The organism is Streptomyces sp. MCA2, from assembly GCF_023544705.1.
GTDB classification, from domain to species: Bacteria; Actinomycetota; Actinomycetes; order Streptomycetales; family Streptomycetaceae; genus Streptomyces; species Streptomyces decoyicus.
Genome location: NZ_JAMJFM010000002.1, coordinates 112,039 through 133,326 on the forward strand (window position 1 = coordinate 112,039; position 21,288 = coordinate 133,326).

General features: G+C 73.5%; 2 protein-coding genes. Both read right to left on the reverse strand.

Annotated elements, in window-relative coordinates:
* Positions 1–27 precede the first annotated feature (27 nt).
* Entirely contained in the window at positions 28–7,233 is a 7,206-nt protein-coding gene (locus M8I34_RS02410; RefSeq protein WP_250047629.1) for a non-ribosomal peptide synthetase, read from the reverse strand.
* Entirely contained in the window at positions 7,230–20,876 is a 13,647-nt protein-coding gene (locus tag M8I34_RS02415; RefSeq protein ID WP_250047630.1) for a non-ribosomal peptide synthetase, read from the reverse strand. Before M8I34_RS02415 ends, M8I34_RS02410 begins: the two co-directional genes overlap by 4 nt.
* Between the last annotated feature and the right edge of the window lie 412 nt (positions 20,877–21,288).

Genomic DNA, 21,288 nt, shown 5'->3' on the forward strand with positions numbered 1-21,288 from the left:
CGGCTTCCCGGCTCTCCAACTCTCCGGCTACCGGCTGCGGTAGCCCGATGCTGCGATGTCGCCCAGCCTTTCGGCCACCACGCGCCCGATCCGGGCTAGCGGCACGGGCTTGCACATCTCCTGGTGGGTGCAGTCCACGGCGTACCGCTCCACGCGACCGGTGACGGCGGGCTCCCAGGCGGCCGCGGTCGGCAGCCCCGGCGAGCGTTCGGCGGTCGCCGTGAAGTGCAGGAGGCTCCCGTCGAACCGACCGGGCACATGCGCCGCAGACAGCCGTGCGTTGTTCGCGACGATCTCGGTCATGGCCACTACGCGGCGCTCCTCCACGTCCGCCAGAGGTCCGCCGCCGCTCCGCAGAGCCTCCATGACGTCGGCGATCCGCAGCGGTACGCCGTCCTCGGCGTGGCCCGCGAAGTCGAGCAGGGCCGAGAGGACTTCCTGCTCGTCCGGAGGCGGAACCGCCCTCTGGGGGTCCCGGGGGTAGGAGTCGAGCAGGGCGAGCAGAGCCACCTCTTCGCCTTCGGCCTGGAGGCGGACCGCGACGGCGTGGGCCGCCAGGCCGCCGAACGACCAGCCCAGCAGATGATAGGGGCCGGTGGCCTGGACCGAACGGATCTGCGCGACGTAGTCGGTGACCAGGTGCTCCATCGTCTCCGGGTACGCATCCGGCCGTGCCATGCCGCGCGCCTGGAGCCCGTACACCGGGCGGTCCTGCCCCAGCTGCCGCAGCAGCCCGGTGTAGCACCAACTCAGGCCGTCGGAGGGGTGGATGCAGAACAGCGGCGGGAGCCCGCCGGAGGCCCGTAGCGGCAGGAGGACGTCGAAGGCGTCGCACGGGACGCCCCGTCGGAGGCGTTCCGTCAGGCGGCTCACCGTGGGTGCCGCGAACAGGTCCCGGACCGACAGGTCGCAGCCCAGCGTGTCCCGGATCCGGCTCACCAGCCGGATCGCCGCCAGCGAGTCACCGCCGAGTGCGAAGAAGTCGTCATCGATGCCGGTGGCGACCGCGCCGACGCACTCGGCGAACAGGCCGCAGAGGATCTCCTCCTCGGGCGTGCGCGCCGGCCACGTGGAGACCGGCGAGCGCGGGCCCGGCTCCGGCAGGGCCTGCCGGTCCAGCTTCCCGCTGTGGGTCAGCGGCAGCGCGTCCAGGACGACGACCGTGGCCGGGACCATGAACTCGGGCAGCATCTGGGCGGCGTGGGCCCGCAGTTCGGCCGGTTGCGGTTCGGCACCCGGCGCCCCGACCGCATACGCCACCAGCCGCCGCTGTCCGGGCCGGTCCTCGCGGACGACGACGGCGGCCCGCGAGACCGTGGCGTGCCGGGTCAGGGCCGCCTCGATCTCGCCGGGTTCTATGCGGAACCCGCGCAGCTTGACCTGGTCGTCCGCGCGACCGGCGAAGTGGAGAACGCCGTCCTCGGTCCAGCGGGCGAGGTCCCCGGTCCGGTACATCCGCTCCCCCGGCGCGCCGAACGGGCAGGCCACGAACCGTTCGGCCGTGAGGCGGCGGCGGTTCAGGTAGCCACGGGCGAGCTGTACGCCGGCGAGGTAGAGCTCTCCCACGGTGCCCGGCGGCACCGGGCCCAGGCCTGCGTCCAGCACGTAGGCACGCATGTTCCTGACGGGGCGTCCGATCGGCACCGTGCGGCCGTCCGGTGCCGCGGCCGGGGTGCGCCCGCAGGTTCCGGTCGTCGCGTGGACGGTGGCTTCCGTCGGGCCGTAGAGGTGGTGCAGGTCCGCGTCCAGCACGGTCAGGGTGCGGTCCCGCAGGTCCGCCGGGAGCGACTCCCCTCCGGTCAGGACCCGCCGCAGGCCGGCGCAGGCGGCCGCGGCGGGTTCGTCGAGGAAGGTCCGCAGCATCGACGGCACGAAGTGCACGGTCGTCACCGCGTATTGGCGGATCACCTGAGCCAGATAGGCCGGGTCCCGATGCCCCTCGGGGTCGGCGACCACGATCCGGGCCCCGGTGGTCAGAGGCCAGAAGAACTCCCACACGGACGCGTCGAACGACGTCGGCGCCTTGTACAGGACCGAGTCGGAGGGTTCGAGTCCGAACTCGGCCTGAATGCCCAGCAGCCGGTTCACGACGGCGGCGTGCGGGACGACCACGCCCTTGGGCGCGCCCGTCGAGCCGGAGGTGTAGAGCACATAGGCGGGGTGCGCGGGCGTCAACGGCGTACCGAGGACGGTGCCGTCCGGATTCACCGCGGGCCGGTCGCCGGGGTGCCGGACCTGGTCCCGGTCGTCCAGGACACAGACCGGCCCGGCGTCCTCGATCAGGGCGCGGATCCGCTCGGCCGGGTAGTGCGCATCGACGGGCAGATAGGCCGCGCCGGACTTCAGCACGGCCAGCAGGGCCACGGCGAGTTCGACCGAGCGCGGCAGGGCGACGGCCACCACCTGTTCCGGTGCGGCGCCGCGCTCGATCAGAGCATGGGCCAGACGGTTCGCCCACGCGTTCAACTCGGCGTAGGTCAGGTCGGCTTCCCCGGCGGACAGGGCGATCGCATCCGGCGTCCGGGCCGCCTGCGCCTCGAACAGCTCCGGCAGCGTCGCGGAGGACGGCGGCCGTGCGGTGTCGTTCCACTCCACCAGGACACGCCCGCGCTCGGCGGGCGTGAGGGTGCCCAGCCGCCAGATCCGCTCGGCGGGGTCGGCGGCCGCGGCATCGAGCAGCCGCTCGAAACGGGTCGCCAGGTCCGCCACCGTGCCCCGGTCGAACAGGTCCGTGCTGTACTCGACGGTGCCTTCCAGACCGCCGGGCAGCCCGTCCGCGGTGCGGCGTTCCGCCAGTCTGAACAGCAGGTCGAACTTGGCCGACTGCGACTGCGTCCCCTCGGCCCGGCAGTGCAGCCCCGGAAGGTCCACCGCCAGGTCGTGGGTGTGGTGGAGCGTCAGCAGGACCTGGAAGAGCGGGTGCCGGGCTGCCGAGCGCGCCGGGTTGAGCACCTCCACCAGGTGCTCGAACGGCACGTCCTGATGCGCGTACGCGGCCAGGCCCGCCTCGCGCACCCGGTCCAGCAGCTCCGCGAAGCTCGGGTTCCCACCGGTGTCGGTGCGCATCACCAAGGTGTTGACGAAGCATCCGACGACGTCGTCGAGCGCGTCGTCGGTGCGCCCCGCGGTCGGCGTGCCGATCGGGATGTCGGTGCCGGCGCCGTCCCGGGTGAGCAGTGCCGCCAGCGCCGCCTGGACGACCATGAACAGGCTCGCGTGCCCCGCCCGGGCCAGCGCGGCGAGCCGGGCGTGCAGCTCCGGGCCCACCCGCAGCGGCACCGTGGCGCCGCGGTGACTGGCCACCTCCGGACGTGGCCGGTCCCGGCGCAGCTCCAGCTCGGCCGGCAGCCCCGCCAGCGTCCGCCGCCAGTACTCCACCTGCCGGGACAGCACACTGTCCGGGTCGTCCGCCTCGCCGAGGAACCGCCGCTGCCACAGGGTGTGGTCGGCGTACTGGACGGGCAGCGGTGTCCAGGACGGTGCCCGGCCCGCGCGCCGGGCGGTGTAGGCGCTGGACAGGTCGCGGGCCAGCGGGCGGTTGGACAGGGCGTCGCCCGCGATGTGGTGGAGCACGAGCAGCAGGACGTGTTCGCCCGGTCCCGGCGTGAACAGCTTTGCGCGTAGGGGCGGTTCGGACGACAGGGCGAAACGGTGCGCGGCCGCGTCCGCGACCGCAGCGGCGAGCCCGGCCTCGTCGACGGCCTCCACGGGCAGATCGACGACGGCGTCGGCGGGGTCGAGGACATGCTGGCGCGGCACGCCCGCCGCATCCGGGTAGACCGTGCGCAGCGCCTCGTGCCGGGCCACCACATCGTTGAGGGCGGCGTGCAGCGCGGCGATGTCGAGGTCCCCGGTCAGGCGCAGGGCGAACGGCATGTTGTACGTGGCCGACGGGCCTTCGAGCCGGTGCAGGAACCACAGGCGGCGCTGGGCGAACGACAGCGGCAGTTCGGCGGGACGGTCGTCGGCGGGCCGCAGCCCCGCGGAGACCGGGGAGACAGGCCCGAGGCCCGACGCGTCGATCCGGGCCGCCAGACCGGCCACCGTGGGAGCCTCGAACACGTCCCGTACGGCGAGCTCGACACCGAGCGCCGCACGGATGCGCGACACCAGGCGGGTCGCGAGCAGCGAGTGCCCGCCCAGGGCGAAGAAGTCGTCGTCGATCCCGGCCTGCGCGCTCCCGAGCGTCTCGGCGAACAGCCCGCACAGGATCTCCTCCGCGGGCTCGCGCGGCTCGCGGCCGCCGGCCCCGTGGATCCCCGGCCCGGGGGCGGGCAGGGAGCGGCGGGCCAGCTTCCCGCTGGGGGTGAGCGGCAGCGCGTCGAGCACGACGACCACGGCGGGCACCATGAACCCGGGCAGCTTCCCGGCGGCGAACTCCCGCAGCTCGCCCGGGTGCACCCGGGCACCGGGCGCGGGCACCACATAGGCGGTCAGGCGCTGGTCGCCTGGCCTGTCCTCACGCACCATCGCGACCGCGTTCCCGACCGTGGCGTGCCGGGCCAGCACCGCCTCGACCTCGCCGAGCTCGACACGGAAACCGCGCAGCTTGACCTGGTCGTCCGCCCGGCCCGCGTACTCCAGCAATCCGGCCGCGGTCCAGCGGGCCAGGTCGCCGCTCCGGTACATCCTGCTCCCCGGCCCCCCGAACGGGTCGGCGACGAAGCGCTCCGCGGTCAGACCCGGCCGGTTCAGATATCCCCGGGCGAGCTGTACTCCGGAGAGGTAGACCTCGCCCGTCACTCCGGGCGGCACCGGCCGCAGCCGCGCGTCGAGCACGTAGGCCCGCATGTTCCGGACCGGCCTGCCGATCACCGGCCGGGCACTGTCCCGTACCCGGGCGCCGACGGCGTCCACGGTGCACTCGCTCGGCGCGTAGTAGTTGTGCACCTCGATGCCGGGGTGCTCCCGCAGCGTTTCCCACAGCGCCGCGTCCGTGGCCTCCGCACCCAACAGGATCACGCCCGGCCGGTGCCCGGGGCCGTCCAGCATCCCCAGGCCCGCCAACTCGCGCAGCAGCGACGGCGTGATCCCCAGGTAGTCGATGCCCCGGCTGCGTACGTACGCCAGCAGCGCGGCGGCGTCGCGGCGGGTGTCGTCGTCCACCACGTGCAGTTCGTGCCCGGCCACGAGGCCGAGAAGCTGTCCCATGCTCGCGTCGAACGACAGCGACGCCGTGTGTGCCACGCGCAGCCGCCGCCCGGCCGCCGCGGTCACCTCGGCCGCCGCGGGGGCGAAGACGCGCTCGCGGTGGCTGGCGAACAGGTTCGCCAGGCCCAGGTGCGTCACCAGCACGCCCTTCGGCACGCCCGTCGACCCGGACGTGTACACCACGTACGCTCCCCGGTCTCCCCGGTCTCCCCCGTCTCCCCGCACGACCGGCTGCTCGGTCGGCGCGCCCTGTCCCGTGGCGGCCCGCGCGTCCGTGGCCGGGCGCGCGTCCGCGTCCGGGGGCGCGTCCGCGTCCAGCAGCAGCAGTGGCGCCCGGCACTCGCCGAGCCGCCCGGCCAGTGCCCGCTCGGTCACCACCACGGGCACCGCCGTGTCGGCCAGCATGAACGCCAGGCGCTCCGCCGGATAGCCGGGGTCCAGCGGCACGCACACCCCTCCGGCCTTCCAGACGGCCAGGACGGCGGCGATCATGTCGGCCGACCGGCGCACGCACAGACCGACCAGCACATCGGGCCCGACACCGCGGTCGGCCAGCTGCCCGGCGAGCTCGTCCGCCCGCGCGCGCAGTTCCGCGAACGTCCGCTCCACCCCGTCGGCGACCACGGCCACCGCGTCCGGGGTCCGCGCGGCCTGTGCCTCGAAGGCCTCGGGGACCAGGACGGACGGCGGCTCGCCGACCGTGCCGTTCCACTCCACCAGGACCTGGTCCCGTTCGGCCGGTGCCAGGATCTCCAGGGCGCCGATCCGCCGCCCCGGGTCCGCGACCGTGGCCCGGAGGACCCGGACCACCCGGCCCATGATCGCCTCCGCGCTCTCCCGGTCGAACAGGTCGGCCTGGTGGTCCAGACGCAGCCGCAGCGGCTTTCCCGGCATCACCATCAAGTTGAGCGGGTAGTGAGTGACGCCGTAGCTCCGGCTCGCCACCACCCGCAGCCCGCTGCCGTGCGCGACGGTGGCCGCCGCGGTGTCTTCCGTCGGCAGATTCTCGAACACCGTTGCCGTGTCGAAGAGTTCACCGGCATCCAGCGTGCGCTGGATGGCGGCCAGGCCCACGTGCTGGCAGGCCATCAGGCGTGTCTGATCCTCCTGAAGGCGCGCCAGCATCCCGGCCAGCGGCTCCGCCGGATCGAGACGGACCCGGACCGGCAGTGTGTTGGCGAACAGGCCGATCATCCGCTCGGCCCCGGGTACCTCGGGCGGGCGCCCGGACACCGTCGTGCCGAACACCACGTCGTCCCGGCCGGTCAGCTGGCCGAGCACGAGCGCCCAGGCCCCCAGGAACACCGTGTTCAGCGTCAGGCCCGCACGGCGGGTCAGGCCGTCGAGCGCCGCGGCGAGGTCGTCGGGCAGGTCGTGGAGCACCTGGCCCGGCGGCTGGGCCGCCCGGGACGGGTTCGCCGGAGCGACCCGGGTCGGTTCGTCGACGCCCTTGAGCATGTCGCGCCAGACGTCCTCGGCGGCCGCCCGGTCCTGACCTGCCAACCAGGCCAGGTAGTCCCGGTACCTGGCCGCCGACGGCATCCCCTCGTCCCGGCCGCCCCGCGTGTACAGCTCGAACAGCTCCGCCAGCATCAGCTGCGCGGACCACCCGTCCAGCACCAGGTGATGGGCGGTGACGAGGAACCGGTGGTGCGCCGGCCCGAACCGGACGAGCGTGAACCGCAGCAGCGGCGGGCGGGCGGGGTCGAAGCGGCGGCGTCTGTCCTCCGTCGCCAGCCGCTCCGCCTCGGCTTCCCGCGCGTCGGGATCCACCGCGCCGAGATCGGCCTCCTGCCAGGGCAGCGCCACCTCGCGCGGGACGACCTGCACCGGCTCGTCCAGATCCTCGTGCCAGAACCCGGCCCGCAGGCTCGCATGGCGCCGGAGCAGTGCCCGCGCGGCCGCGCGCAGTGCGACGGCGTCGAGGGCACCGTCCAGGTCGAAGGCCTGCTGCACCGTGTAGACGTCGAGCGCCGCCTCGTCGTAGAGCGCGTGGAAGAGCAGTCCTTCTTGCAGTGGTGCCAGCGGCAGGACGTCCTCCAGCTCCGCCTGCGTCTCCCCCGGTGTCTCCGCCTGAGTCATCGTGTTCTCCTCCACGTGGCCTGGAGCCGCTCGAGCTTGTCCTGGCTCAGCCGGACCAGCGGTACGTCGGACGGGGTGAGACCACCCGCGGCGGGGCTCCTCGCATGGGCGGCCAGCGCCTCCAGTGCGCGCGTCCAGGTGTCGGCCAGGTCGCGCAGGTCCGCCTCGGTGCACCACCCCTGCGGCCGGCACCAGGTCGCGGTCAGCCGCGAGCCGCCCGGATGGTCCACGGCGGCAACCTTCACCTCGATCTGGTGCTTCCGCGGCGCACTTGGCTCGGCCGGCCAGGAGCCGGTCGGGGGCTGCGGGAGCCGCCCGAGATACTGGAAGGCGACCTGGGGTGCGGGCAGGCCCGCCAGGGCGGGGGCGGTGTCGGGGTTGACGTGGCGCAGCAGGCCGAAGCCCAGTCCACCGTCCGGCAGGGACCTCAGGTGTTCCTTGACCCGTTTCAGGGCCGCTCCGGCGGCGGCACCGCCCTCCCACAGCTCGTGCCAGTCCACACCACCCAGGTCCAGGCGGACCGGATGCGTGACGGTGAAGCAGCCCATGGTGCGGGACAGGCCGACGCCTTCGGCGAGGCCCGACCGGCCTGGCCGTCGTACCTCGGCCACCACCGCGTTACCACCGGCGTCCCCGGCGGCTCGGGCGGCTCGGGCGGCTCGGGCGTCCGGATTCTTCGACGTGTCCGCCTCGCTCGGGCAGGCGGCCGCTCGGCGGCGCCGCCAGTCGGCCACCGCCAGGGCGAACGCGGTCAGCAGCACGTCCTCGACGTCGGCGCGGAAGGCCGCCGGCACGCTGGTGAGCAGCGCCTCGGTGCGCTCGGCGGGCAGGGTGAACGTCAGCGCGCCGGCTGCGGCCACCGCCTCCCCCGGCACCTCCATCGGCCGGCCGGCCAGGTCCCCGCCCAGGTCCCCGCCCGACTCCCCGGGCCCGGTTTCCACCCCGGCGAGGATCTCGGTCCACCGTGGAAGCTCCGCGACGCGTCGGACGTCCTGTGCCTGGGCGCGCAGGTGCTGGGCCCAGCGCCGCAACGACGTGCCGATTTCCGGTAGTTCGGGCCGTCGGCCGTCGGCAGCCGCCTCGCAGGCGAGGGCGATGTCGTGCAGCAGGATGCGCCAGGACTCCGGGTCCGCCACGAGCCGGTGCAGCACCAGCAGCAGGCGCCCGGGCCCGCCGGACCCGGCGTCGAACCAGACCGCCTGGAGCACCGCTCCCGACTCCGGCGCGAGGCGCGACGACGCGGCTCGCTCCTCCGCGGCGAGCAGGTCCTCGCTCGCCGCGGCACCGACCTGGTGGAGGCAGTCCGCGGCCCGGTTCGCCCCGGGGGGCAGCACCTCCGCCAGCCACTCGTCCCGGTCCGTCTCCGCGCCGGGGACCCGGTTCAGGCGCATCCGCAGCGCGTCGTGGTGGTCCAGGACCGCTTGCAGGGCCGCCTCGATCCGCGCCGCGGACAGCCCCGCCGGGACCTCCATGGTCATCGCCTCGTACCGGGTGCCCGGATCCGCGTCCCGCTCCCGCAGCTCGTGCAGGGCCGGCGTCAGCGGCACCGCGCCGATGCCCGCCTGCGGCGCCTCGGCCTCGGCCGGTGCCGCGTCGAGCGTGCGGGCGGCCGCCGCCAGTGCGGCCACGGTCTTGTGCCGGAACACGTCCTGGGGGGTGATCGCCATCCCCGCGGCCCTGGCCCTGCTGACCACCTGGATGGAGACGATGCTGTCGCCGCCGATGTCGAAGAAGCCGTCGTCGACGCCGACGGCCGGCAGGCCGAGTACGTCGGCGAAGATGTCGCCCAGCAGTCGCTCCTGTGCGGTGGTCGGCGGGCGGTGCGCCACGGCGCCGGCGGCTTCCGGGGCGGGCAGCGCCTCGCGGTCGACCTTGCCGTTCGGCGTCAGCGGCAGGGCGTCGATCGCGACGACGGCCGAGGGCACCAGGTACTCCGGCAGCTTCTCCCCCAGCCGGGCGCGTACGGAGGCCCCCAGGGGCACCGGCGGTGCCACCGCCGCCGGGTCGTTGGTGAAGCCCCGCAGAGCCGACCGGTCCGGCGCCCCGGAGACCACCGGCCGGTACGCCCCGGTGACGGCGGCACCGGCGCCGTCCGGGGCGTCGGAGAGCAGTACGTCGAAGCAGTCGTCGCCTTCCTCGCCCGACCAGGTGACGGCCACCTGGAAGCCGAGCCGTTCACCCAGCTCGTAGAGGTCCTCCGGGTCCACGGGCACGGCGTGCGCCGGGGCGGCCTCGCCCGCCAGCCGGGCGTTGGGGACACCGGTGACCCGCAGCCGGTCCGGCCGACGCTCGACCAGCAGCGCGGCGAGTCGCTCCGTCCCGCCGGTCATCTCCGTCCCGCCGGTCATCTCCGGCCGGCCCGTCCCGCCGGTCATCTCCGGCCAGCGCAGCACCGGTGCTTCATCGAACGACCGCGCCTGCGCGGCCGGCGACGCGCGGTGCAGGACAACGTCGTAGCGGTAGCGGGACAGTTCGTTGTGGTACCGCCCGCGCTTGAGGCGGACATCCACGGCGCCGATCCCGGACACCACGCCGGTCAGGGCCGGGAAGAAGTCCGGGTCGACCAGCAACTCGCGCTCCGGTGCGGTGCTGCCCGTGGCAGCCTGCAACATCGGCAGCAACCGCAGGTTGCGGACGTCGCCGAGGAACAGGGCACCACCCGGCGCAAGGAGAGCCATCGCCTTGGCGATGACCTCGGTCAGGTAGTCGGCGTGGGGGAAGTACTGGACCACCGAGTTGAGGACCACGGTGTCGAAGAAGCCCTGCGGCAGCCTGGTGAGGTCGTCGGCCGGCTGCGCCCGCAGCTCGACCCGGGAGGCGATCTCCGGGTCGTCGGCCACCTGGGCCGCCAAGGCCTCGACCGCGACCGCGGACAGGTCGGTACCCCAGTACTGCTCAGACTCCGCGGCGAGCTGGGACAGGATCAGCCCTCGGCCCACCCCGATCTCCAGGATGCGTCCGGGCCGCAGTTCGCGGATCCGCGTGACGGTCGCGTCCCGCCACTGCCGCATCTCGCCCTCCGGGATCGGCTGCCCGTCGTAGCTGCTGTTCCAGCCCGTGAAGTCCGCACCGAACGGAGCGGGCGCCGACTGCCCGTAGAGCGTGTCGTACAGCTGCCGCCACTCCCCGAGCACTCGGCCCGCCCCGTCCGACGCGCACTCGGTGTCCGTGGACGTCGCAGTTTCCGTGGACGTTGCTGTTTCCGTGGACGTCGCTCTGTCCGTGGCCTCCGTGGTGTCCTCTGCCGCAGGCACGACGTACCCCACCAGGCGGCTCCCGCCGGGCCCGTCCTCGCGGACCGCCGCGACCGCCTGCGCCACCCGGGGGTGGGCGGCCATCGCGGACTCGACCTCGCCGAGCTCGATCCGGTGGCCGCGGACCTTCACCTGCTGATCGGACCGCCCGGCGAACTCCAGGTCGCCCGCCGAGTTCCACCGCGCGAGGTCCCCCGTGCGGTACATCCGCGCTCCAGCATCGCCGAACGGGCAGGCCACGAACCGCTCGGCGGTCAAGCCCGGCCGCCCCAGATAGCCGCGGGCCAGGCCCGCGCCGGCCAGGTACAGCTCGCCCACCATGCCCGGCGGCACCGGGCGCAGCCCGGCGTCCAGCACATAGGCCTGTGCGCCGAGGATCGGGGTGCCGATGGGCGGAACGTTGTCCTCGCCGCCCCCGCCGGACAGCGGTCGGCTCATCGTCGCGCAGACCGTCGACTCCGTCGGCCCGTAGGCGTTGACCATCCGTCGGCCCCGGCTCCAGGCCGCCACCGTCTCCGGCGAACAGGCCTCACCGGCCACCACCAGCGTGCCCACCGGCGCCAGTTCGTCGGAGGTCATCACCCCGAGCGCCACCGGCGGCACGGTCAGGTGCGTCACCCCCTGCTCGGTCACCAGCGCCGCGAGGTCCGGCCCCGGAAGCAGCCGCTCGGGCGGCGCCACCACCAGCGCCGCACCGGTCAGCAGCGCCATGCACAGCTCCCAGAACGCCGCGTCGAAGCTCGGCGAGGCGAACTGGAGGACTCGGTCGCCCGGCCCGCAGTCGAAGGCCTGCGTCTGCGTCGCCACCAGGGCGGCCGCTCCGGTGTGGGTGACCGTCACGCCCTTGGGGGTGCCGGTCGAACCGGACGTGTACAGGAGGTAGGCGGGGTGCGCGGGCATCAACGGGCTTACGCGGTCGGCGTTTTCGGGGTTGGTGTCCGGCCTGCCGGCCAGGTCCGCGGCTTGGTGTCCGTCGGCGTCGTCGTCCAGGTTCAGTGTGGGCAGATCGTCGGCGCCCGGTATCCCGGCGCCGCCGGCATCGCAGGTCAGCAGCAGCGATGGCCGGGCGTCGCCGAGCAGGAACGCCAGGCGCTCGGCAGGGTAGCCGAGGTCGAGCGGGAGGTAGGCCACCCCCGCCTTGAGAACGGCGAGCATCGCCACGACCAGGTCCGCGGAGCGGGGAAAGGCCAGTGCGACGGTCTGCTCCGGTCCGACCCCTCGCGAGATCAGCAGGTGGGCCAGCCGGTTCGCCCGGCCGTTGAGCTCCTCGTAGGTCAGCACGCCGGATTCCGACAGCACCGCCGGTGCCCCGGGTTCACTCGCCGCCCGGCGTTCGAACAACGCCGGGACGACGGACGGCGGGATCGGGTCAACAGCGGCGCCCAGCAGCTGGGTACGCTCGGCGGAGGTGAGGAGGTCGGCCTCGCCGATGCGCCGCGCCGGGTCAGCGCTCACCTCCTCGAGGAGCCGGATCCATCGCGCCACTATGGCCTCGACCGTCCGCCGGTCGAACAGGTCGGTGCTGTACTCCACCGTCCCGCGCACTCCGCCGAAGGAGCCGGTGGGCGCTCCCGGCGGGGCGGGGCGCTCCGTGACGCTGAAGAACAGGTCGAACCGCGAGGTCCCCGAACCGGCCGGTTCGAGTGTCACGTCCACCCCGGCCAGCGTCAGACCCGCCTCCGGGGTGTTCTGAAGCACCAACGCCACCTGGAACAGCGGATGCCGGTTCGCGGAGCGGACCGGGTTCAGCACCTCCACCAGATGCTCGAAGGGCACGTCCTGATGGGCGTGGGCGGTCAGTGCCGTCTCCCGCACGCGCCCGAGCAGTTCGTCGAACGACGGATCACCGGAGGTGTCGGTCCGCATTACCAGCGTGTTGACGAAGAGCCCGATCGCGTCGTCGAGCACCTCGTCGCGGCGCCCCGCGATGCCGCTGCCGATCGGCAGGTCGCTGCCGGCGCCCAACCTGGTCAGCAGGGCGGCCAGACCGGCGTGCAGCACCATGTACAGGCTGGCCTCCCCGGCGCGGGCCAGACCCGCGAGCCTGCGGTGCAGCTCCGGGCTCAGGTCGAAGTCCAACACCTCGCCGCGGTACGTGGACACGGCGGGGCGGGGACGGTCCGCCGGGAGCGCGAGCTGCTCGGGCAGGTCCGCCAGTGCCTCGCTCCAGTAGGCGACCTGCCGGGCGAACAGACTGTCCGGGTCGTCCTCGTCCCCCAGCAGCGCGCGCTGCCAGAGCGTGTAGTCCACGTACTGGACCGGCAGCGGCGCCCACGACGGAGCCTCGCCCCGGCACCGCGCGGCATAGGCGGCCGCGAAGTCCCGCGACAGCGGAGCCATCGACCACCCGTCGCCCGCGATGTGGTGCATCAGTACCACGAGTACGTGCTCATCCGGGCCCAGGACGAACAGCTCGGCCCGCAGCGGCAGATCGACCGCGAGGTCGAACGGATAGCGCGCCGCCTCTCGCACGGCCTCGCGCAGCCCGGCCTCGTCGATCTGCCGGACGATCAGTTCGGGGCGCACACCGGCCGCCTTGAGGACGAGCTGACGGGGCACCCCGTCCACCACCGGGAACACGGTGCGCAGGCTCTCGTGGCGCGCCGCGACGTCCGCCAGCGCGGCCCGCAGCGCCGCCTCGTCCAGCTCACCGCGCAGCCGCAGGGCGACCGGCATGTTGTATGTCGCGCCCGGCCCCTCCAGACGGTGCAGGAACCACAGCCGCTGCTGCGCGAAGGACAGCGGCACCACATCGGGCCTGGGCACCGGCCGCAGGGCCGGACGCGGCTCCTCCTGGCGTGCCTGCGCCTCGCTCAGCCGCTCGGCGATCCCGGCGACCGTGGGCGCCTCGAACACGGCGCGGACGGTCAGTTCGGCGCCGAGGACGGAGCGGATGCGGCTGATCAGCCGGGTCGCCAGCAGCGAATGCCCGCCGAGGGCGAAGAAGTTGTCGTCGACACCGACCGCCGCCACGCCGAGGACCTGCGCGAACAGGTCACACAATGCCTGCTCCCGTGGCGAGGCGGGCCGACGCGAGCCCGCGACGGACCCGAGGTACGGGGCCGGGAGCGCCGCCCGGTCGAGCTTTCCGTGCACGGTCAGGGGGAGCGCGTCGAGAACCACCACCGCGGTCGGCACCATGTACGCGGGCAACTGCTCCCGGAGCGACACGGTGAGCGCGGCGACGAGTTCACCGCGCCGCCGGGAGGCCCCCGGGTCGTTCGCGAGCACCGCCGGTGACGCACCCGGGGCGGTCGCGGCCGGTCGGTGGACGGCGCTGAGCGCGGCCGACGCCGGGTCCGTGAAGAGCACGTCAAGGCTCTCGGCGGCGCTTCCCGAGCGCGTCACCGCTACCCGGTAGCCCAGTCGCTCGCCCAGTTCGCAGAAGGTGTCGGGCCCGAAGTCCGGCGCCGAGGGCCGCTCTGCGGCTCCGAGAAGGGCCAGTAGGTCCACCGGCGGCCGTCCCTCGTCCAGGGCCCGCAGGGCGGCGGCCTCGTCTGCCAGCCGCGCGTCGGGGACCCCGGTCACCCGCAGCGCGGGCACCGGGGCCGCGGCCAGGTGCCGCTCCAGGGCATCGAGGCCGGAGACGTCGTGGCCCCACCGCAGCTCCGGCGCCGTCTCCAGGGCCCGCATCCGGGCGGCCGGCCGCTTGTGCAGCACGACGTCGTACCGGTAGCGGCTCAGCTCGTTGACGTAGGCGCCGCGCTTGACTTGCAGGTCGACGCCGGCGATGTCGTCCCGTTGCGCCGCGAGCGCGGTGAAGTATCCCGGGTCGAGCAGCAGTTCCTTCTCCAGCAGCACGGCCTGCTCCACCGCGTGGCGCAGCACGGCGAGGTCGGCGGACGGTCTGGCGCGGCGCAGTTGCGCCGCCGTGTGCAGGCACCGCAGCAGCCGCAGGTCGCGCACGTCGCCGAGGAACACCGCCCCGCCGGGCGCCAGCAGCTCCAACGCCGTGCCGATCACGCCGGTGAGATAGCCGGCGTCCGGGAAGTACTGGGCGACCGAGTTGATCACCACGGTGTCGAAGCGGCCGGCCGGCAGTCCGTCGGCGTCCGCGGCGGACTGGACCCGCAGTTCCACCCGCCCGGCCAGGCCCTGGCGGTCCACCTGGGCCCGCAGCTCCTCGATCGCGGCCGCCGAGATGTCGGTGCCCCAGTAGGCCTCGCAGTCCGGCGCGAGCTGTGCGAGCAGCAGGCCGCTGCCCACGCCGATCTCCAGCACCCGCCGCGGCCGTAGCTCGCGGATCCGCGCGACGGTGGCGTCCCGCCACTGGCGCATCTGCCCGACGGGGATCGGCTCTGAGTGGTAGCTGCTGGTCCAGCCGGTGAAGTCCTCGCCGAAGGGGGCGGGCTCCGCACCGGCGCGCCCGGCGCCGTACAGGGAGTCGTACACGTCCTGCCACTCGCCCAGCTGTGCCTGTGTCGCTTCGTCGTCGCGCCGCTCGTCGGCCGCCGGGACGACATAGGCCACCAGCTGCGTGCCGGACGCCTCGTCCTCCCGGGAGACGACGGCGGCTTGTGACACGGCCTCATGCCGGGACAGCGTCGTCTCGATCTCCGCCGGCTCGATCCGGTACCCCCGGAGCTTGACCTGCTCGTCGACGCGGCCGACGAAGACCAGCAATCCGTCCGCGGTCCACCGGGCGAGGTCACCGGTCCGGTACATCCTCGTCCCCGGCCCGGCGAAGGGGTCCGCCACGAACCGCTCCGCCGTCAGGCCGGGCCGGTTCAGGTAGCCGCGCGCGAGCTGCGCCCCGGCCAGGTACAGCTCCCCGGTCACGCCGGGCGGCGCCAGCCGCATCCAGGCGTCGAGCACATAGGCCCGCGTGTTCGGGACGGGCCGCCCGATCGGCAGGGGGCCGTCCCCGGTCGCGGCGCCAGGCGGCACACGATGCGTGAGGCAGCCCACCGTGGACTCGGTCGGCCCGTATTCGTTGACCACCGTGGCCTGTGGCTGCGCACGGCGCCACGGCCCGAGCTGTTCACCGGTGAGCTGCTCGCCGCCCAGGACCAGGTCCGCGACCGCCGCCTGATGGCCGGGCGTGGCGCCGAGCAGCGCGAGGTGGCTCGGCGTCGCCTTCAGGAACGTGTACGGGCCCGCTGCCGGCGACCCGTCGGCCAGGTCCCCGACCAGCAATCGGCCGCCCGAGGTCAGCGTCGCGAACAGCGCGGTGACGGTCAGGTCGAAGGAGACCGGCGAGTGCAGCAGCGCCGTCCCGGCCGTGCCCGGGTAGGCGCCCCGCGCGAAGTGCAGGTAGGACGCCAGCGCCCGGTGCTCGACGAGCACGCCCTTGGGGCGGCCCGTGGAGCCCGATGTGTAGATCACGTACGCGGGATGCCCGGGCCGCAGCGCCGCCGTCCGGTCGGTGTCCGACGGATCGCGCTCGGGCTGTTGCCCGGTGTCCCGCGCTGTCCCGGCGTCGTCCAGCACGATCCAGCTCAGGTCTGTCGCGGGCAGGTCCGCGGCGACCGCGCTCGCGGTGAGTCCACAGACCGCGCGCGCGTCATCGAGCAGGAAGCGGAGCCGCTCGGCCGGGTGGGCCGGGTCGACGGGCAGGTACGCCGCGCCCGTCTTCAGCACGGCCAGCAACGCGACGACCAGGTCGGCGGAGCGCGGCAGGGCGACCGCCACCACCTGCTCCGGGCCGATACCGCGGCCGATGAGCAGCCGCGCCAGGCGGTTGGCCCGCGCGTTCAGTGCGGCGTAGCTCAGATCGGTGCCGCCGTCGGCCACCGCGACCGCGTCCGGCGTCCGCGCCACCTGCGCCTCGAACAGCCCCGGAAGCGGTGTCAGGGGGTACGCGGACGCGACGCCGTTCCAGGTCACCAGCAGCTTCTCGCGCTCGGCGGCGTCGGTGAGGTCGAAGGCGCTGATCGGCCGGACCGGCCCGGCCGCCGCGGCCTCCAGCAGCCGCACGAACCGGGCCGCCAGGCCCTCGGCGGTGGCGTGGTCGAAAAGGTCCGTGCTGTACTCCAGCACCCCGTCGACCCGGTCCGGGCCGCCGTCGTCGGTGTACCGGTCGGTGAGGCTGAACAGCAGGTCGAACTTGGCCGCGTTCAGCTCGGTGGTGCCGGCGGTCACGCGCAGGCCGGGCATGGCGATCTCGGGGGCGGCGTTGTTCTGCAATGTCAGCATCACCTGGAACAGCGGGTGCCGGGCCGCCGACCTGACCGGGTTGAGCAGTTCGACGAGATGCTCGAAGGGCACGTCCTGGTTCGCGTAGGCGGCCAGGTCCGCTTCCCGTACGCGGGTGAGCAGTTCGCCGAAGGCCGGGTCGCCCGAGGTGTCCAGGCGCACCACGAGCGTATTGACGAAGAACCCGACGAGGTCGTCGAGGGCCTCGTCGGTACGGCCGGCGATGGCGCTGCCGAGCGGGATGTCGGTGCCCCCGCCGACCCTGCTGAGCAGGGCGGCGAGTCCGGCCTGCAACACCATGAAGAGGGTCGCGCCGGACTCCCGCGCCAGTGCGGCGAGCCGCCGGTGCAGGTCCGCGTCCAGCGTGAAGCGCACACTGCCGCCACGGTGGGCGGTGACGGCCGGACGGGGCCGGTCGGTGGGCAGGTCCAGATGCTCGGGCAGCCCGTCGAGCGTACGGGTCCAGTGGGCGACTTGAGCGGAGATCAGGCTGTCCGGGTCGTCCTCGCTGCCGAGGAGGTCGTGCTGCCACAGCGCGTAGTCGGCGTAATGGACCGGCAGCGGAGCCCATTTGGGGGCACGGCCGGAGCAGCGGGCCGTGTAGGCGGCGGAGAGGTCCCGGGCGAAGGGGACGTTCGACCAGCCGTCACCGGCGATGTGGTGGAGCACCAGCAGCAGCGCGTGCTGGTCCGCGGCGAGCGCGAACAGGTCGGCGCGCAGCGGCGGTTCGCAGGTCAGGTCGAACCGGTATGCCGCCGCGGCACCCAGCGCCTCGCTGAGCCCGGCCTCGGTCACCTGGTGGGCCGCGAGCTCCACCACCGCCTCGTCCGGTGCGAGCACCCGCTGTCTCGGGGCCCCGCCGGCCTCCGGGAACACCGTGCGCAGGGTCTCGTGCCGGGTGACCACGTCGTTCAGGGCCGCGCTCAGCGCACCGATGTCCAGCTCCCCCGAAAGCCGCAGCGCGAACGGCATGTTGTACGTCGGACTGGGCCCCTCCAACTGGTGCAGGAACCACAGCCGGCGCTGCGCGAACGACAACGGCACCACCTCCGGGCGAGGGCCGGCCGGACGCAGGGCGGGTCGCCGCTCACCTCCGGCGCCCACCCGCGCCACGAGTCCGGCCACGGTCGGCGCCTCGAAGACATCCCGCACCGAGAGCTCCGCCCCCAGTACCGCCCGCATGCGGCTGACCAGGCGCGTGGCGAGCAGCGAATGTCCACCGAGATCGAAGAATCCGTCGTCGACGCCGACCCGGTCCACACCGAGGACCTCGGCGAACAGGCCGCACAGGATCTCCGCCACGGTCGAGCGCGGCGCCCGCCCCGGGGCCGGTGTGACGGGATCCGGAGCGGGCAGCGCGGCGCGGTCGAGCTTGCCGTTGACCGTCAGCGGCAGCACTTCGAGCGGCACGATCGCGGAAGGAACCATGTACGCGGGCAGGCTCCGGGCGGCGGCCTCCCGCAGGCGGGCCGGGTCCGGTGCGTCGGCCCCTACGCCGACGACGTAGGCCACGAGCCGCTGGTCGCCCGGGCGGTCCTCATGTACGACGGCCGCGGCCTGGGACACGTCCTCGTGCCCGGCCAGTACCGCCTCGACCTCGCCCAACTCGACGCGGAACCCTCTCAACTGCACCTGACCGTCCGCGCGACCGAGGTAGTCGAGCCGTCCGTCGGCGGTCCACCGGGCCAGGTCACCGGTGCGGTACATCCGAGAGCCCGGCGCGCCGAAGGGATCGGCCACGAATCGCTGCGCGGTCAGGGCGAAGCGGTTCAGGTATCCGCGGGCCAGCCCCGCACCCGCCACGTACATCTCGCCGGTGACGCCGGGCGGTACCGGCCGCAGCGCCGCATCCAGCACATGGACACGGAGGTCGGGAATCGGCCGGCCGATCACGCAGCGGGACGGTCCGCTCTCCACGTCCTCCTCGCCGAGTGGCGCGTAGGTGACATGAACCGTGGTCTCGGTGATGCCGTACATGTTCACCAGCCGCGGCCCATCCACCGGGTGCCGCCGGAGCCACTCCGCCACACTCCCCGGTTCCAGCGCCTCACCGCCGAAGATGACCGTCCGCAGGGCCAACTTCGCCGCAAGCTCCGCGTCTTCGGCCTCGGCCCGCATCAATTGATGGAACGCCGACGGCGTCTGATTGAGCACGGTCACCCCATGACGCACCAACACGTCAAGGAATTCCGCCGGCGCACGCGACACCTCGTGCGGCACCACCACCAGCCGACCGCCGTGCAGCAACGCCCCCCACAACTCCCAGACGGAGAAGTCGAAGGCGAAGGAATGGAACAGCGTCCACACGTCATCCGCACCAAACCCGAACCACCGCTCGGTCTCGGCAAACAGCCGCGCCACGTTCCGGTGCGGGACCACCACCCCCTTCGGCACACCGGTCGAACCCGACGTATAGATCACATACGCCGGATGCGACGACACCGACGGCGCCGAACGCTCCGCCCCGGTCACGTCATCACCGCGCTGCGCGGCAAGAGCCGCAACGGTGCTCGCGTCGTCGAGCACCAGCACCTTTCCCTCGTCGCAGGGAAGCTGCCGCGCGAGCCCACCCGGGGCCACCACGCACACCGGATCCGCATCACGCAGCATCAGCTCGATCCGGCCCATCGGATAGCCGGGGTCGATGGGCAGGTAGGCCGCACCGGCCTTCACCACCGCCAGCAACGTCACCACCAACTCCGCGGAACGCGGCAACGCCACCGCCACCAACCGCTCCGGCCCCGCGCCCCGCCCCACCAGCACACGCGCCAGCCTGTTCGCCCGGACGTTCACCTCCGCATACGACAACTCCACCTCGCCCGCCACCACCGCCACCGCATCCGGTGTCCGCCGCACCTGCGCCTCGAACAACTCCGGAAGCGTCCGGTCCGGGACCTCGGCACGGAACTCGCCCACAGGCGGCAGCACCTGTGCGCGCTCCTTCGGGAGCAGAACCTCCAGCCTGCCGATCGGCCGTCCCGGGTCGGCCGCGGCGAGACCGTCCAGCACCTGGAGGAAGCGCTGCTGATGGGCGGCGTTCTCCGCGGCGCCGTACATGGCGGGGTTGGCATCGAAATGCACGCGCATCGTGCCGTCGCCCGACCGGTCGTCGACGCAAATGTTGAGATCGTGGACCGGCCCGGTCGACAGGTTGACGGGCCTCGCGCGGGCGTCGCCGAATGCCGGCTCATGGGCGAAGGACATGATGTTGACCGACGGGCCCATGAGGCGGCGGCCGCTGCCCACCGTCTTCAAGTCGCGGCTCAGGTCCTCGTACTGGTAGCGCTGGTGCTGGAGCAACTGCCGGGCCTCGGTGGACACATGGCGCAGCAGCTCCTCGCCGCTCATGCCGGGCCGGACTTCCAGCAGGAGCGGCAGTTCGTTGGACATCGGCCCGCGGATGCCTCGTCCGCTGCCGGTCCGCCCGGTCACCGGGATGCCGAGGGCCACCTCCTCGGTGCCGGTCATCCGGCTGAGGTAGACCGCCGCGGCGGCCATCAGGGGAACGGGGAGGCCGACCCGTGACCGGCGCGCCGACGCCCGCAAGGCGTCCACGGCCGCAGACGGCAGCTGCGCGGTCTCCCGCAGAACGCTCCGCGAGACCCCGGTCGCCCGGTCCGCGAGGCTGCGCGGCTCGGCGCGGCCCGCCAGCCGGCCCAGCCAGTAATCCCGGTCCCGACCGTATTGCTCCGAGGCGCGGTAGGCGGCTTCGTCGTCCAGGAGCAGGTCCAGTGACCCGCCGTCGTCCTCCCGTACCGGCGCCCCGCGCAGCGCAGCCGTGTAGACCTCGGCCAGCCGGCGCACGAACAGCGCACACATGTACCCGTCGGTGACCAGGTGGTGACCTCGCAGGTAGAAGAAGTACCGCTCCGGACCGGCCCGCAGCAGCGCCAGGGTGAACGTCCGACCGGACTCAAGGCGCACCGGCCGGTCCGTTTCGGCCCGCATCCACGCTTCGGCGGCCGCCCGCGGATCCGGTTCCGTGCTGATGTCCAGGACGGACAACCCGTCGTCCGCCGGCTCGAATATCTGCCGGAGCTCCTGGCCTTCCTGAGTGAAGCGGACGTTCAGCGTGTCGGTCTCCGCCACCACCCGCCGCACCGCGGCGTCGAGCAGCACCACATCGATCGGGCCCGCTATCTCCAGGTACTCCGCAGTGTTATAGCTCGGGCTGTCCTGGTCGAGCTGCTGCGCAAACCAAATACCACGCTGCGCAATCGACAACGGCCAGCTGCGGTGCTGAGGACGGGACACTGCACACCCAATCTTTCCGGAAGTCTGTGGCGAACCCTCAGGTCGTCGGCCGACGGTTCAAGGGCCCCGGCCCGACAGGGCGGAGGGATACGGACGAGATCGGAGCTCGGCGTCAGCGGTGCTGACCTCGAGGCACTTCGGCAGCTCTGGCCGGCGACGTAGGGCGCTCTCCCGGCTGAAAACCGGAGAAAGGTCCAGCCACCCTCGGGGCCAGCCACCCTCGGGGCCAGTCGCCTTTGGGGCCAGCCACCCTTGCCACGAGTGCGTTCACGCGCCGGCGAGGTGCGGAACGGCAGAACCCTCGGTGCTCTCCTCCGGGATCGTGCCCGGTCCATTTCAAGGCCGTTGTCGAACCGGCCGTCCGCACAGCCGCATGGGCCTTGCCCTCGAAAGAACTGCCAAGCCGGCACGG